Annotated in this window: 13 protein-coding genes; 7 read left to right on the forward strand and 6 right to left on the reverse strand. The window is 55.2% G+C overall.

Translation table 11 applies throughout. From position 1 onward, the window contains the following. Positions 1-314 precede the first annotated feature (314 nt). The 4 genes from glnA (at position 315) to B4M48_RS16250 (ending at position 4596) form a co-directional block, all read left to right on the forward strand. Complete coding sequence (gene glnA / locus B4M48_RS16235) at positions 315-1724, forward strand: glutamate--ammonia ligase (protein WP_039381340.1); 1410 nt, start codon at positions 315-317, stop codon at positions 1722-1724. A 177-nt stretch (positions 1725-1901) separates the two neighbouring features. Continuing rightward, positions 1902-2951: a nitrogen regulation protein NR(II) gene (gene glnL / locus B4M48_RS16240; protein ID WP_039381343.1), complete on the forward strand. Its 1050-nt coding sequence runs from the start codon at positions 1902-1904 to the stop codon at positions 2949-2951. Between the two features lie 7 nt (positions 2952-2958). Beyond that, positions 2959-4368 carry a nitrogen regulation protein NR(I) gene (glnG, locus tag B4M48_RS16245; protein WP_039381345.1) on the forward strand — a complete coding sequence of 470 codons (1410 nt, stop codon included), beginning with the start codon at positions 2959-2961 and terminating at the stop codon, positions 4366-4368. 102 nt (positions 4369-4470) lie between these two features. Continuing rightward, positions 4471-4596: a YshB family small membrane protein gene (locus B4M48_RS16250; RefSeq protein WP_139239666.1), complete on the forward strand. Its 126-nt coding sequence runs from the start codon at positions 4471-4473 to the stop codon at positions 4594-4596. Positions 4597-4626: 30 nt separating this feature from the next. Here the strand turns inward: B4M48_RS16250 and hemN are convergent, their stop codons facing one another. After that, positions 4627-6000, reverse strand: coding sequence for an oxygen-independent coproporphyrinogen III oxidase (gene hemN / locus B4M48_RS16255; RefSeq protein WP_039381347.1), 1374 nt, complete (start codon positions 5998-6000; stop codon positions 4627-4629). 233 nt (positions 6001-6233) lie between these two features. Beyond that, positions 6234-6755 (reverse strand): Der GTPase-activating protein YihI, encoded by a 522-nt coding sequence (gene yihI / locus B4M48_RS16260; RefSeq protein ID WP_039381350.1) that lies wholly within the window; start codon positions 6753-6755, stop codon positions 6234-6236. 555 nt (positions 6756-7310) lie between these two features. On the opposite strand from yihI, the gene yihA reads away from it, so the two are divergent. Further along, positions 7311-7955: a ribosome biogenesis GTP-binding protein YihA/YsxC gene (yihA, locus tag B4M48_RS16265; RefSeq protein ID WP_039381353.1), complete on the forward strand. Its 645-nt coding sequence runs from the start codon at positions 7311-7313 to the stop codon at positions 7953-7955. 290 nt (positions 7956-8245) lie between these two features. Here yihA and polA read toward each other — a convergent pair whose 3' ends face one another. The 4 genes from polA to B4M48_RS16285 all read right to left on the reverse strand — a co-directional run bounded on the left by polA (position 8246) and on the right by B4M48_RS16285 (position 13359). Continuing rightward, on the reverse strand, positions 8246-11029 hold the full coding sequence (gene polA, locus B4M48_RS16270) for a DNA polymerase I (RefSeq protein ID WP_288657214.1): 2784 nt from the start codon (positions 11027-11029) through the stop codon (positions 8246-8248). Positions 11030-11394: 365 nt separating this feature from the next. After that, entirely contained in the window at positions 11395-12024 is a 630-nt protein-coding gene (gene dsbA / locus B4M48_RS16275; protein ID WP_039381357.1) for a thiol:disulfide interchange protein DsbA, read from the reverse strand. Positions 12025-12050: 26 nt separating this feature from the next. Continuing rightward, positions 12051-13037: a serine/threonine protein kinase gene (locus B4M48_RS16280; protein ID WP_039381359.1), complete on the reverse strand. Its 987-nt coding sequence runs from the start codon at positions 13035-13037 to the stop codon at positions 12051-12053. Between the two features lie 46 nt (positions 13038-13083). Next, positions 13084-13359 (reverse strand): YihD family protein, encoded by a 276-nt coding sequence (locus tag B4M48_RS16285; protein WP_039381361.1) that lies wholly within the window; start codon positions 13357-13359, stop codon positions 13084-13086. Positions 13360-13415: 56 nt separating this feature from the next. Here B4M48_RS16285 and mobA point away from each other — a divergent pair, with 56 nt between their 5' ends. Both mobA and mobB read left to right on the forward strand, forming a co-directional pair. Then, positions 13416-13988 carry a molybdenum cofactor guanylyltransferase MobA gene (gene mobA / locus B4M48_RS16290; RefSeq protein WP_283340846.1) on the forward strand — a complete coding sequence of 191 codons (573 nt, stop codon included), beginning with the start codon at positions 13416-13418 and terminating at the stop codon, positions 13986-13988. Beyond that, positions 13988-14473: molybdopterin-guanine dinucleotide biosynthesis protein MobB (mobB, locus tag B4M48_RS16295; RefSeq protein WP_288657217.1), on the forward strand; the 486-nt coding region annotated here is incomplete at its 3' end. The genes mobA and mobB, both read left to right, overlap by 1 nt.

A 14473-nucleotide genomic window follows, 5' to 3' on the forward strand; every position in this document is an offset into this window, starting at 1 on the left:
AAATATCTGCACTCTGCTGGCTTTATGCACCATTTTAGTGCCATCAGCGCATCTTTTTGCACCATAATAAAGCAATGCGTCTGTTCTGGTGCAGCTGCTGATGCACCGCAGCGCGCCGCACAGCGCTATTTATTGCACTTAAAAAAAGTTGGCACAGAATTCGCTTTATCTTTTTTAAGTGCAAACGACAGTGGCCTGATGGCTGAATAGCTTGCCGGGATCTTAGTCAGGGGTGGTCAGTAGTCGTGACACATTCCAGGCATTTTGAGTTCTCTCACCACGACAACAGATGACCATTTCCAGGAGAGTTGAGTATGTCCGCTGAACACGTTCTCTCGATGATGAACGAGCATGAAGTTAAGTTCGTCGATCTGCGTTTTACCGATACTAAAGGTAAAGAACAGCACGTCACCATTCCTGCTCATCAGGTTAACGCAGACTTCTTTGAAGAAGGCAAAATGTTCGATGGTTCATCCATCGGTGGCTGGAAAGGCATTAACGAATCAGACATGGTGCTGATGCCGGATGCCACCACTGCGGTGATGGACCCGTTCTTCGAAGACCCGACCCTCATCATCCGGTGTGACATCCTCGAGCCAGGCACGCTGCAGGGTTACGATCGCGATCCGCGCTCCATCGCCAAGCGCGCTGAAGAGTACCTGCGCGCTTCCGGTATTGCTGACACCGTGCTGTTCGGACCTGAGCCAGAGTTTTTCCTGTTTGACGATATCCGTTTTGGTTCATCGACTTCAGGTTCACACGTCGCTATCGATGATATTGAAGCGTGCTGGAACACTGGCAAAGCGTACGAAGGCGGCAACAAAGGCCACCGTCCGGGTCTGAAAGGCGGCTACTTCCCGGTACCACCGGTTGACTCCTCTCAGGATATCCGTTCTGCCATGTGTCTGACTATGGAGCAGATGGGTCTGGTTGTAGAAGCACATCACCACGAAGTGGCAACCGCTGGTCAGAACGAAGTGGCAACCCGCTTCAACACCATGACCAAAAAAGCGGATGAAATTCAGATTTATAAGTATGTCGTGCACAACGTTGCGCACGCCTACGGCAAGACCGCAACCTTTATGCCAAAACCGATGTTTGGTGACAACGGATCCGGTATGCACTGCCATATGTCACTCTCTAAAGGTGGCGTAAACCTGTTCTCTGGCGATAAGTACGGCGGCCTCTCTGAAACCGCGCTGTTCTACATCGGCGGTGTGATCAAGCACGCTAAAGCGATTAACGCCCTGGCTAACCCAACCACCAACTCCTACAAGCGTCTGGTGCCGGGTTATGAAGCGCCGGTTATGCTCGCTTACTCCGCGCGTAACCGCTCAGCCTCCATCCGTATTCCGGTGGTTGCCAGCCCGAAAGCCCGCCGTATTGAAGCGCGCTTCCCGGATCCAGCGGCTAACCCATACCTGGCGTTTACTGCGCTGCTGATGGCTGGCCTCGACGGTATCATCAATAAAATCCATCCTGGCGATGCGATGGACAAAAACCTCTACGATCTGCCGCCGGAAGAAGAAGCGGAGATCCCGAAAGTAGCCGGTTCTCTGGAAGAAGCACTGAACGCGCTGAATGAAGATCGCGAGTTCCTGACCCGCGGCGGCGTATTCACTGATGACGCTATCGATGCTTATATCGAACTGCGCAAGCCAGATGTTGATCGCGTTCGCATGACGCCACACCCGGTTGAATTTGAACTCTACTACAGCGTTTAAATGGCCATTCACCTCTTTTGTCCGCCAGGCCGGGCAAAAGAGGACAACGTTTTTTTGTTGCCGTGGAAACTTTAGCCCATCTCCGGATGGGTTTTTTTCACCGCAAAATTGCCGTTATCGGGGAGTTTTCCATCCCAAAACGCTATAGTGCACCCATTTGGTGCAGAGGATCGTGGTATGGTTGCTGGCTCACTGCCCGACGCAGGGCAGATTCTCAACTCCCTGATAAACAGTATTCTGCTGGTCGATGACGGGCTGGTGATCCACTATGCCAATCCGGCTGCGCAGCAGCTGCTGGCGCAGAGTTCGCGTAAGCTGTTCGGTACGCCGCTGCCGGAGCTGACCGGCTACTTTTCGCTCAATCTTGACGTGATGCGCGAGAGCCTGGCCGCAGGCCAGGGCTTTACCGACAGCGAAGTCACGCTGGTGGTTGACGGACGCGCGCACATCATGTCGCTGACCGCGCAGCGTCTGCCGGACGGCCTGATCCTGCTGGAGATGGCGCCGATGGACAATCAGCGCCGGCTCAGCCAGGAGCAGATCCAGCATGCTCAGCAGGTTGCCGCACGCGATTTAGTGCGCGGCCTGGCGCATGAGATTAAAAACCCGCTTGGCGGCCTGCGCGGCGCGGCACAGCTGCTGTCGCGCGCGCTACCTGACCCGTCGCTGAACGAATACACCAACGTTATCATCGAGCAGGCAGACCGGCTGCGCAACCTGGTCGATCGTCTGCTGGGCCCGCAGCAGCCGGGGCTGCACGTTACGCAGAGCATTCATCAGGTGGCGGAGCGCGTGGTCAAGCTGGTCTCGATGGAGCTGCCGGACAACATAACGCTGGTACGCGACTACGATCCCAGCCTGCCGGAGCTGCCGCACGATCCTGACCAGATTGAACAGGTGCTGCTTAACGTCGTACGCAATGCGCTGCAGGCGCTCGGCGCAGAGGGCGGTACCATCGTGCTGCGTACGCGTACCGCTTTTCAGCTGACGCTGCACGGCACGCGCTACCGGCTGGTGGCACGTATTGATGTGGAAGATAACGGGCCGGGCATACCGGCACAGCTGCAGGATACGCTGTTCTATCCCATGGTCAGCGGACGCGAAGGGGGTACCGGTCTCGGACTCTCTATCGCCCGCAGCCTGATCGATCAGCACTCCGGAAAAATTGAATTTAACAGTTGGCCAGGTCACACCGAGTTTTCGGTCTACCTGCCCATTCGCCAGTGAGGTTTCTATGCAACGAGGGATAGTCTGGATCGTCGATGACGATAGCTCCATCCGCTGGGTGCTTGAACGCGCGCTCACTGGAGCCGGTTTAAGCTGCGCGACGTTTGACAGCGCCAGTGAGGTGCTGGATGCACTCGCCAGCAAAACCCCGGACGTACTATTGTCAGATATTCGCATGCCGGGCATGGATGGCCTGGCGCTACTGAAGCAGATCAAGCAGCGTCATCCGATGCTGCCGGTCATCATTATGACGGCGCACTCCGATCTTGATGCCGCCGTCAGTGCCTATCAGCAGGGCGCATTTGATTATCTGCCCAAGCCGTTTGATATCGATGAGGCGGTAGCGCTGGTCGAGCGCGCCATCAGCCACTATCAGGAGCAGCAGCAGCCGCGCAATCAGCCCGTCAGCGGCCCGACAACCGACATCATCGGCGAAGCGCCGGCGATGCAGGATGTGTTCCGTATTATTGGCCGTCTGTCACGCTCCTCCATCAGCGTGCTGATTAACGGTGAGTCGGGAACCGGTAAAGAGCTGGTCGCGCATGCGCTGCACCGCCACAGCCCGCGCGCCAAGGCGCCTTTTATCGCGCTGAATATGGCGGCGATCCCGAAAGACCTGATTGAATCTGAACTGTTCGGGCATGAAAAAGGCGCGTTTACCGGCGCCAATCAGATCCGTCAGGGGCGCTTTGAACAGGCTGATGGCGGCACACTATTTCTTGATGAGATTGGCGATATGCCGCTGGATGTGCAGACGCGTCTGCTGCGCGTGCTGGCAGACGGTCAGTTCTATCGCGTGGGCGGCTACGCGCCGGTAAAAGTGGACGTGCGCATTATTGCCGCCACGCATCAGAACCTTGAGCTGCGCGTGCAGGAAGGCAAATTCCGTGAGGATCTGTTCCACCGCCTCAATGTCATTCGGGTACATCTTCCGCCGCTGCGTGAGCGCCGCGAAGATATTCCGCGTCTGGCACGCTACTTCCTGCAGGTTGCCGCACGCGAGCTGGGCGTTGAGGCTAAAATCCTGCATCCGGAAACGGAAACGGCGCTGACCCGCCTGCACTGGTCGGGCAACGTGCGCCAGCTGGAGAACACCTGCCGCTGGCTGACGGTCATGGCCGCCGGTCAGGAAGTGCTGATTCAGGATCTGCCGCCGGAGCTGTTTGAATCCGCCACGCCTGACAGTCCGGTGCAGTCGCTGCCGGACAGCTGGGCCACGCTGCTGGCGCAGTGGGCCGATCGCGCGCTGCGTTCCGGTCATCAGAACCTGTTATCTGAAGCGCAGCCGGAGATGGAGCGTACGCTGCTGACCACGGCGCTGCGTCACACCCAGGGGCATAAACAGGAAGCGGCACGCCTGCTTGGCTGGGGGCGCAATACGCTGACGCGCAAACTTAAAGAGCTGGGCATGGAGTAACGCTGCGACATCAGCGGCGCTTCTGCTGATTTTTTGCACGCACAGGCTGTACAGACCGTTACCGGTGAGTATGATATTCGCGGTAATCGGGAGAGAAGTATCATGCTGCAATCTGTCATGCTGACAATAGCGCATAATCTGGCAGCCATTGGCAGCGCGGTGGCCCATTCGCCGCAGACTGCGCTGGCTGCTGTGGTATGCGCCATTACGGCGAGCCTGTTCAGTTAATAGCAAGGGAGCGTATGCTCCCTTTGTTATTCAGATGATCCGGGAATAGTGCTGCTGGCGGCTTTTCTGCCGCAGGTAGCGATCGAAACACATGCAGACAGAGCGGATCAGCAGACGACCGCGTCCGGTCGCCGTTATACGCCGCCTCTCATAGCAAACCAGCCCCTCCGCCACCAGCGGAGCCAGCTGTGCCAGATCGTCGGCAAAATAGTCCTCAAACACGATCGGCCACTGCGCCTCCACGGCGGCAAAATCGAGCGTGAAGTTGCAGATAAGCTGTTTAATCACCTCACGCCGCAGACGATCGTCCTCCGTCAGCGTTAATCCGCGCCACAGCGCGCTACCCTGCTGTTCCACCCCTGCATACCACTCATTCAGCGCTTTCCGGTTCTGCGCATAGCTGTCGCCCAGCATGCTGATGGCAGATACGCCCAGCCCCAGCAGATCGCTCTCACCGTGCGTGGTGTAGCCCTGAAAATTGCGGTGCAGCAGACCGCTGCGCTGTGCGATCGCCAGGTCATCATCCGGCCGGGCGAAGTGGTCCATCCCGATAAACCGGTAACCTGCGGCGGTCAGTGTGGCAATGCTCTGCTGCAGGATCAGCAGCTTTTGCGCGCCGTCAGGCAGGTCTGCTGCTTTGATTTTGCGCTGTGCCGCAAACAGCGCCGGCATATGCGCATAGCTGAACAGGCTCAGACGGTCGGGAGCGAGCGCGATCACCCGCTGCAGCGTCAGCGCAAACCGTTCCGCACTCTGCAGCGGCAGACCGTAGATCAGATCGAAACTGACCGAACGAAAACCCTGTTCGCGCGCGCGCTTTACCAGCGCACCAATGGCCGCTTCATCCTGTATCCGGTTAATGCGCGCCTGCACCGCCCGATCAAAATCCTGGATCCCGATGCTCAGACGGTTGAATCCTTCCGTCCGCAGATGATCGATCGTGGCCGGCGCGATCTCACGCGGATCGATTTCGATCGACATTTCAGCATCATCCGTTATCGCGAAGTGATGCCGCAGCAGCGCCATCAGCCGGCTTATCTGCGCTCCGTCAAGAAAGGTCGGCGTGCCACCGCCCCAGTGCAGCTGTGTCACCCGGCGACCGGCAAACAGCGGAGCACGACAGGCAATCTCCTGCGCCAGCGCATTCAGATAGCGATCAGCTTTTTGCCGCTGGCGCGTCACTATTTTATTGCAGCCGCAGAAGTAACACAGTTTGTGGCAGAACGGGATATGCACGTAAAGAGAGAGCGGCCGGTGAGGATAACGGGTAGCAGCCTGCTCAAAATCTGCGGCGCGAAAAGTTTCGCTGAATTCCGGCGCGGTAGGATAGGAGGTATAACGCGGGCCTGAGCCGCTGTATTTCTCCACCAGCTGCTGATCCCATTCTATCTGCTGCGCGGTCATGCTTACCTCTTTCGGTGGCGTGTGGTCCGGAAAGGTCGCGCAGAAGGGTCAGTGAAGCGGTGAAGAGAACGCCGCCGTAAACGCGACTTCAGGCGCGACAGGCGGCGTAGTTTAAACAATAACCAGAGGATATAACATGTGAGCAGCAGCGCTAAAATTGATCCAGGCCAAAACATTGTCGAATACCTGTTCAGCGCGGCATGCGATACGGCGCATGCCGTCCGGTAACGGGATTACTGCCCTTTCAGCAGGCGCATCATATCTTCTTCAGCCTGTTCATCTTCGGCGTCATCATCCAGCGCGATCCCCAGCGTTTCCATCAGCTCATCGATGCGGTCCAGCGTCTCATCCAGCCACGCCTGGTCTTCACCGCTCAGCGTCTCGCCTTTTTCCAGGCGATCGAGCAGCGTGTCGAGACGTTCATCGTTCTCCAGCTTCGCCAGCTCCTCTTCAGGCGTCAGGCGTACTTTCTGCGCTTTCGCTTTGGGCTGAGGTGCCGCTTTTGTCACGGGCTGCGTTTTGCCGTCAGCCACCAGCGCCACCGGTTTTTTGCTGCCAATGCGGGCATCGCTGCTTTTTTTAGTCTGTGCGCTGCCGCTGCTCTGCGCCGTCGGGCTGGTGCGGCTGCCCGATTTATGGCCGCTATGCTTTTTATCGCGTTTACGATCGCGCGCTTCCTGATTCAGTTCTTCACGCGATTTACGTTTGGCTTTAGCAGCGGGTTTGCCACGCTGGGCGGGTGCAGGTTGCTTCATGATGTCCGGTCTCAGTGATGCCTGGTGAGTTCAGTATAGAATTGCGGCGAAATCTAGCAGAAAGCAGACAAAGAAAAAAGGCGATAGCTTTTGCTATCGCCTTATTTCGCACCTTCGTACGAAGGAAACTCTGAATAAATCCTTTACGGCTCTCAACGTCCCGGTCGCTCCGTCGCCATATCGCTCCTGCGAGTAATCCCTGTCCATTCCCGATTCCTGCCTGAATCGTACTCCTGCCATGCTCCTGGTCTTCCGGACACTCCTGAGCGCATCATCCTGATGGGTGCTGCCTTGCACTGACAACAAATGTAGACGAAAGTGCCAAATCAACAAGTAAGATCTCGCTCTTTTTTAAAGGGAAAAGAGCAAAATAATGCGCAATTCATTGTATTATAATAATAAAAAAATATTGAACTTTTTATTTTTAAGCTAAAACTGGCAGCAAAAATCGGCGATCTCTTACACGATTTGTCAGGGCTACGGCTGTCGGGTACTTTTGCGCCATAACAGGTATAATCAGCGCCATTAGTCCGTATCTATCAGCTGGAGTCTATTTTGTCTGCTTTGAATTATCACATCACTCACTTCATGCTCAGTGCGCCAGATATCCGTCATCTGCCGGCCGACACGGGTATTGAAGTAGCCTTTGCCGGGCGCTCAAATGCAGGCAAATCCAGTGCGCTTAATACCCTGACCAACCAGAAAAGTCTGGCGCGCACCAGTAAAACGCCGGGGCGCACTCAGCTTATCAACCTGTTTGAAGTGGTTGAAGGCAAACGTCTGGTGGATCTGCCCGGCTACGGCTATGCCGAAGTGCCTGAGGAGATGAAACGTAAATGGCAGCGTGCGCTGGCAGAGTATCTGCAGAAGCGGCAGGCGCTGAAAGGGCTGGTGGTGCTGATGGATATTCGCCATCCGCTTAAAGATCTCGATCAGCAGATGATTGAGTGGGCCGTAAGCAGCAATATTCCGGTACTGGTGCTGCTGACCAAAGCGGACAAGCTCGCCTCTGGCGCACGTAAAGCGCAGCTCAACATGGTGCGCGAAGCCGCGCTGGGCTTTATGGGCGACGTGCAGGTTGAGATGTTCTCTTCGCTGAAAAAGCTGGGCGTGGACAAGGTGCGTCAGAAACTGGATACCTGGTTCAGCGAACTTGAGCCGGCCCGTGAAGGTGACGCAGATAACCAGCCGGCTGAGTAACGGCAGCGTTGCCGGGTGAAAAAAGCCCAATAAAAAACGCCCCAGTCATAACTGACTGGGGCGGCTAAATATTCAGCCAAATCCGATTACGTGAAGTAAAAGGTCTGAAAGATAGAACATCTTACCTCTGTACCCTACGCGACGAACTTTACCTGATTTTTTCTGACCGACAAAGGATTTTTTGTGATCCAATTTCAGCTTTTGACATAATTTTTACCAGCTCCGTCACACTTTCGCACAGCGGCTGTAGTTTAATTTCCAAAAAAATGTTTAACAGGCAGCGAGTTAGATCAGTGCGCCTGATCCCAGTTATCACCGACACCCACTTCCACCAGCAGCGGCACATCCAGCGACATACTGCTCTCCATCAGCTGACGGATTTTCTCGCTGGCGCTCTCTACCGCGTCTTTATGGATCTCAAATACCAGTTCATCGTGTACCTGCATGATCATCTTCACATCATCACTGTTCTGCTGCTGCAGCCAGCCATCCACGGCAATCATCGCCCGCTTGATGATATCCGCTGCAGTGCCCTGCATCGGCGCATTAATGGCCGCCCGCTCAGCGGCTTTGCGGCGGATAGCGTTGCTGGATTTGATATCCGGCAGCCACAGACGACGCCCGTCCAGCGTCTCTACGTAACCTTTAGACGCCGCCTGATCGCGGGTCTTTTCCATATAGCGCAGTACGCCCGGATAGCGTTCGAAGTAGAGATCCATATATTTCTTCGCTTCACCGGCACCGATGTTCAGCTGACGCGAGAGGCCAAACGCACTCATGCCGTAAATCAGGCCGAAGTTAATCGCTTTGGCGCTGCGGCGCTGCTCAGCTGAGACCTTTTCCAGCGGGGCACCAAACACTTCCGCTGCCGTGGCGCGGTGAATATCTTCTCCCTGCGCAAAGGCCTCCAGCAGACCTTTATCCTGCGACAGATGCGCCATGATGCGCAGCTCAATCTGAGAATAGTCCGCAGCAACAATGCGTTTATCTGCACCGGCGACAAAGGCCTGACGGATCCGGCGCCCTTCTTCGTTGCGAACCGGAATGTTCTGCAGGTTCGGATCGGTTGAGGAGAGCCGGCCGGTCGCCGTGACCGCCTGATGATAAGAGGTGTGAACGCGTCCTGAGACCGGATTGATCATCTGCGGCAGTTTATCGGTGTAGGTAGATTTCAGCTTCGACAGCCCGCGATGTTCCAGGATGACTTTTGGCAGCGGATAATCAAGCGCCAGCTCGGCCAGCACCTCTTCACTGGTTGAGGGCGCGCCGCCCGGCGTCTTTTTCGTGGGCTTGATGCCCTGCTTTTCAAACAGGATGGTCTGCAGCTGTTTGGTGGAAGAGAGGTTAAACGGCTCTCCCGCCAGTTCATGCGCCTTCAGTTCCAGCTCAGAGAGGCGGGTCGTCAGCTCCTGCGAATGTCTGGCGAGGATATTCTGATCGATAAGCACGCCGTTACGCTCAATGCGCGAAATCACCGTAACCAGAGGCATTTCGATATCGGTGAAGACCTGTTTCGGGCCCGCCTCCTGCTCCAGTTTTGGCCACATCTGCTGATGCAGCTGCAGCGTCACATCGGCATCTTCCGCCGCATAGTGTGCCGCCTGTTCCAGCGCGATTTGGTTAAACGTGAGCTGATTTTTACCTTTGCCGGCGATCTCTGTGAACGTGACCGTCTTGTGATTCAGCCAGCGCGCAGAGAGGCTATCCATATCATGCTTGCCGCCAACGCTGTTCAGGCAGTAGGACTCCAGCATGGTGTCAAACCGGATGCCGCGCAGCTCAATACCGTAATTTTTCAGCACGCCGCGATCGTATTTCAGGTTCTGCCCCACTTTCGCCGCGCGTTCATCCTCCAGCAACGGCTTTAATTTCGTCAGCACGTCAGTGCGATCGAGCTGATCGGGTGCGTCCAGATAGTCATGCGCAACCGGCAGGTAGGCAGCCTCCCCTGGGGCGACAGCAAACGCGATACCGACAATGGTGGCGCTAAGCGTATCGAGTGAATCCGTTTCGAGATCGAATGCAAACACCTCAGCCTGCCTCAGCTTATCGAGCCAGGCGCTAAAGGTTGCCTCATCAAGGATAGTGACATACCCGTCCGCGGAGAGCACGCTGGTAGCTTCCGCAGCCTCAGGCTCATCAGCCAGAGCGCTCTGCGCCTGCACATTACTCTTTTTACCCTGCAGCCACTTACCTTCCTGCAGATCGGCCTGCCAGCGCCGGAATTCAAAGCGGGCAAACAGCGTCTGCAGCGTCTCAACGTCAGGCTGGTTTACCGTCAGTTGATCGTAACTGACCTCCAGTGGCACATCGGTTTTAATGGTCGCCAGCTGGTAAGAGAGAAAGGCCACATCGCGGTTCTGTTCGAGTTTAGCCGCCATGGTTTTCGCGCCGCGGAATGACAGACCGGACACTTTATCGAGATTGTCATAAATGGCGTGCATACCACCCAGCCCCTGCAGCAGCGCCTGTGCGGTCTTCTCTCCCACGCCGGGTACGCCGGGAATGTTATCGGAGCTGTCGCCCATCATCGCCAGAAAATCGATGATCAGTGCCGGCGGCACACCATATTTCTCTTCAACCTCTTCCGGTCCCAGTACGGTATTGCTCATGGTATTGATCAGTGTGATCTCTGGCGTGACCAGCTGCGCCATATCTTTATCACCGGTACTGATCAGTACGCTGCGCCCCTGTTTGCCCGCTTCCAGTGCCAGCGTACCGATAACATCGTCTGCCTCCACGCCCGATACAGCCAGCAGCGGCAGCCCCATCGCTTTTACCATCTCATGCAGCGGTGCTATCTGCGCACGCAGATCGTCAGGCATCGGCGGACGATGAGATTTGTAGTGTTCAAACAGTTCGTCGCGGAAGGTTTTTCCTTTCGCATCGAAGACCACAGCCACATGGCTGGGCTGATACTGCATCAACAGACTTTTCAGCATGTTGAGCACACCATACATCGCGCCGGTAGGTTCGCCCGCGCTGTTGGTCAGTGGCGGAAAGGCATGATATGCACGGTAGAGATAAGAGGATCCGTCTACCAGAATCAGGGGATTTTCTGCGATTTTCGCCATAGTGTTAAGGTTTCTTCGTTGCGAGATTCAGGCTTATAAGGATGCCACAACCTGAGAAAAATGTTGAATGAACACGGGAGAGAGGGGCTTTTTTTCACGGTTATCAAACGTGGATCGCAACGATCTTTCTGTGGATAACTTTGTGCGCAAATTTCATAAGGCGCTATTTTTTTAGCATGAGAAAAATAATAAGCAGATAATAACTATTTATTTACAACAGGTTAATAAGTTGCCGTGACGCAGAACGCGATTTTGAAAACGCGATCGTCCATGTGGATATCACTACAGAGTGCAGGCAGGAAAAAGAATAAATGAGGGTGAAGAAATAAAAAACGCTGGCGTTGCCAGCGTTTAAGGGTGGCGCGTTACTGCTTTTCAGCCAGGAACTTAACCACGTTGGCATAATCGGCGACAAAATTCTCCATAGAGCTGGTGTCGAGACCGCCGTTATTAACCATATATTTGCCGTTGACGAAAATAGCCGGAACGCCCTGCAGATTAACATCAGAAGCCGCTTTCTGCTGCTGCGCAACCAGCGCTTTCACCGCAAAGCTGTTCCAGGCAGCGTCATAATCGCCAGCTGAGATCCCTGCTGCTTTAATAAAGGTTTCTTTCAGGCTGGCCGGATCGGTGATGGTTTGCGTTTTCTGAATGCCATCAAAAATCGGTGCGGTAACTTTGCTTTCCACGCCCAGCGCCATGGCCACTGCCCAGGCATGCGTGACCACCGGGCCTAAATCGCCGCCGAGAAAATCGACGTGATATTTTGTCACTTTGGTCTCAGCTGGCAGGTTCTTCTTCACCGCATCGCTGACGTGATAAACACGTTCAAACTGATAGCAGTGCGGGCAGAAAAAGGAGAAGAACTCCATGACCTGCGGTTCACCTGCCACCGGTTTCTGCAGCGTGACATACTGTTTACCGTCGGTGAACTGCGCCGCTGATACGCTAAATGCCAGCAGCATTCCCGCCAGCGCAAGCCAGATTTTTTTCATTGTTAACCTATCTCCTGAGTACGTTATTAAAATTGCGGACCAAGCCGTAATGGGGGTTCGTGCAACAGTCGCTCCTGCTCAATCAGGAGGGCAATCTGCCGGCGCCAGAAATCCTCGTCAGTCATCCAGGGAAACGCACGCGGAAAAGCGGGATCCTGCCAGCGGCGTACGACCCAGGCCAGATAATAAACCATGCGCATGGCGCGTAAAGACTCAATCAGTGTCAATTCATGTAAATCGAAATCACCGAACTCGTTATACGCCTCTATCAGGATATCCCACTGAATGCGCTGCTCCTGCCGGTCGCCGTTTATCAGCATCCAGAGATCCTGCACGGCCGGACCGGTGCGCGCGTCATCCAGATCAACAAACATCGGGCCGTCGCGCCACAAAATATTGCCCGGATGACAGTCACCGTGCAGGCGCAGCGGCTGCCACTTTGTATGCCAGCTCTGCTGCAGCGTGATAAAAAGGCTATCCAGCGCCTTCAGTAAGCTCTCTTTAAGCCTTGCTGGCACCAGCTCGCTGTGCGCCAGCGTCTGCTGTGGCTGCAGGATATACTCCTCAAGACCCAGCGTCGGACGCCGGACAAAAGGTTTACGGCAGCCGGTCTGATGCATGCGGCCGAGGAAACGTCCTGTCCACTCCATCTGTTCTTCGTTATCCGTTTCATACTGACGACCGCCAACGCTGGGAAACACGGCAAACATAAATCCGGCATGCTGGTTAAGCGTGCTGCCCTGTAGCGTAAGCGGTGCCGCTACCGGCACGTCGTCATTCAGCAGATCCAGCGACAGCGCATGCTCTTCAAGGATCTGTTCCCGGCTCCAGCGCTGCGGACGATAGAACTTAGCGACGTAGCGCCGGTTTTCATCATCGCTGAACTGGTAAACGCGGTTTTCGTAGCTGTTCAGTGCCGTTAAGCCTGACTCCACCCGCAGCCCGGTATCCCATAAAGCATCGAGGATGGCATCCGGATCCAGCGTATGAAAATTAAAGGCAGCGTCGTTCATTTTCGGCCCTGTATGTTACCTTTGCAGTAGATGCGCAAGGATAGCACTACTCGTCAGCCTTGATCACACCGCGTGCGCGTAACAGTGCCGTTTTAAAGTCTGCTTCGTAATCTTTTCTGATACCGGGTATTTCTGTCGTGCTGTCGGCATCACGCATTTTGAGATGGTAAATCAATATGTCGTCGCGTAATTCACTTAACGGGCCATGAAAGCCCGCCTCCTGCGCCAGCTTGTGTAAAAAGGCCAGCAGGTGACATTCTGGCTCCTGCTGCCAGGCAGGCTGCAGAAGCGCAATCAGTTCGTTAAGACGATGGTTTTTCATAGCGGATCCCTCATCACACTGCTTTACACTGCACGGGTTCATTAAAGGAGACAACCATGCCCGTATTTACCGGCGTTATTCTGGCAGGCGGCCAGGGTAGTCGTATGGGAGGCCGTGATAAGGGGCTGGTGCAGCTGCACAATCAGCCTCTTTATCAGCATGTTCTGCAGCGACTGCAGCCACAGGTAGATAGTGTGCTGATCAGCGCTAACCGGCACCTTGATCAATATCAGTTAAGCGGCTGTAAGGTGATAACCGACACATTACCTGACTGGCCCGGACCGCTGGCAGGTATGCTGAGCGGGTTACGCCATAGCCAGAGTGAGTGGGTCGTTTTCTGCGCCTGTGATACACCCTATATACCTCAGGATTTCGTTCTGCAGCTGTGGCAACAGCGCGCAGAAGCGCCGGCGGTCTGGGTCAGGTCAGCCATGCGCGATCATCCGGTGCTGGCTCTGCTTAACCGGGCGCTGGCTGATGAACTTGCCACCTATCTCGCCCGCGGCGAACGGCGTCTGATGCAGTTTTTGCGTGCCAGCGGCGGTCATGCAGTGTTGTTTGAGGAGGATGAGAGGGTGTTTCGCAATATTAATACAGCAGACGATCTGGCACAGGAGCAGGAAGAATAATGGACGTACCTCTACTCGCCATTGCCGCGTGGAGCGGTACCGGCAAGACCACACTGCTTAAATCGCTGATACCGCTATTAAAACAGCGCGGTGTGCGGACCGGTTTGATTAAACATTCTCATCATCAGCTGGAGATCGATACGCCAGGCAAGGACAGCTACGTTTTACGTAAAGCGGGCGCCGATCAGGTGATGGTTGCCAGCGAGCGGCGCTGGGCGCTGATGTGTGAAACGCCTGATGAACCCGCCTCTCTGCAACATCTGGCAGCACAGATGAACAGCGCAGCGCTGGATCTGATACTGGTTGAAGGATTCAGGGATGAGAAAGTGACAAAAATTGCACTGTGGCGGCGTGGTGTAAAAGGTGAGGCAGAAGAGTTGCTGGATGAATATGTTATTGCCGTAGCCAGCGATGAAGCACTGGCGCTGGATCTGCCGCTGCTGGATATCAATCAGCCTGATCACATCGCAGACTTTATCGTCAGC

Source organism: Pantoea sp. UBA6567 (genome assembly GCF_002434165.1).
Lineage (GTDB): Bacteria > Pseudomonadota > Gammaproteobacteria > Enterobacterales > Enterobacteriaceae > Pantoea > Pantoea eucrina.

Excerpts from the sequence above, each read along its gene's own strand:
- glnA (WP_039381340.1), top strand. The coding sequence starts at position 315 with ATGTCCGCTGAACACGTTCTCTCGATGATGAACGAGCATGAAGTTAAG.
- glnL (WP_039381343.1), top strand. The coding sequence starts at position 1,902 with ATGGTTGCTGGCTCACTGCCCGACGCAGGGCAGATTCTCAACTCCCTG.
- glnG (WP_039381345.1), top strand. The coding sequence starts at position 2,959 with ATGCAACGAGGGATAGTCTGGATCGTCGATGACGATAGCTCCATCCGC.
- B4M48_RS16250 (WP_139239666.1), top strand. The coding sequence starts at position 4,471 with ATGCTGCAATCTGTCATGCTGACAATAGCGCATAATCTGGCAGCCATT.
- hemN (WP_039381347.1), bottom strand. The coding sequence starts at position 6,000 with ATGACCGCGCAGCAGATAGAATGGGATCAGCAGCTGGTGGAGAAATAC.
- yihI (WP_039381350.1), bottom strand. The coding sequence starts at position 6,755 with ATGAAGCAACCTGCACCCGCCCAGCGTGGCAAACCCGCTGCTAAAGCC.
- polA (WP_288657214.1), bottom strand. The coding sequence starts at position 11,029 with ATGGCGAAAATCGCAGAAAATCCCCTGATTCTGGTAGACGGATCCTCT.
- dsbA (WP_039381357.1), bottom strand. The coding sequence starts at position 12,024 with ATGAAAAAAATCTGGCTTGCGCTGGCGGGAATGCTGCTGGCATTTAGC.
- B4M48_RS16280 (WP_039381359.1), bottom strand. The coding sequence starts at position 13,037 with ATGAACGACGCTGCCTTTAATTTTCATACGCTGGATCCGGATGCCATC.
- B4M48_RS16285 (WP_039381361.1), bottom strand. The coding sequence starts at position 13,359 with ATGAAAAACCATCGTCTTAACGAACTGATTGCGCTTCTGCAGCCTGCC.
- mobA (WP_283340846.1), top strand. The coding sequence starts at position 13,416 with ATGCCCGTATTTACCGGCGTTATTCTGGCAGGCGGCCAGGGTAGTCGT.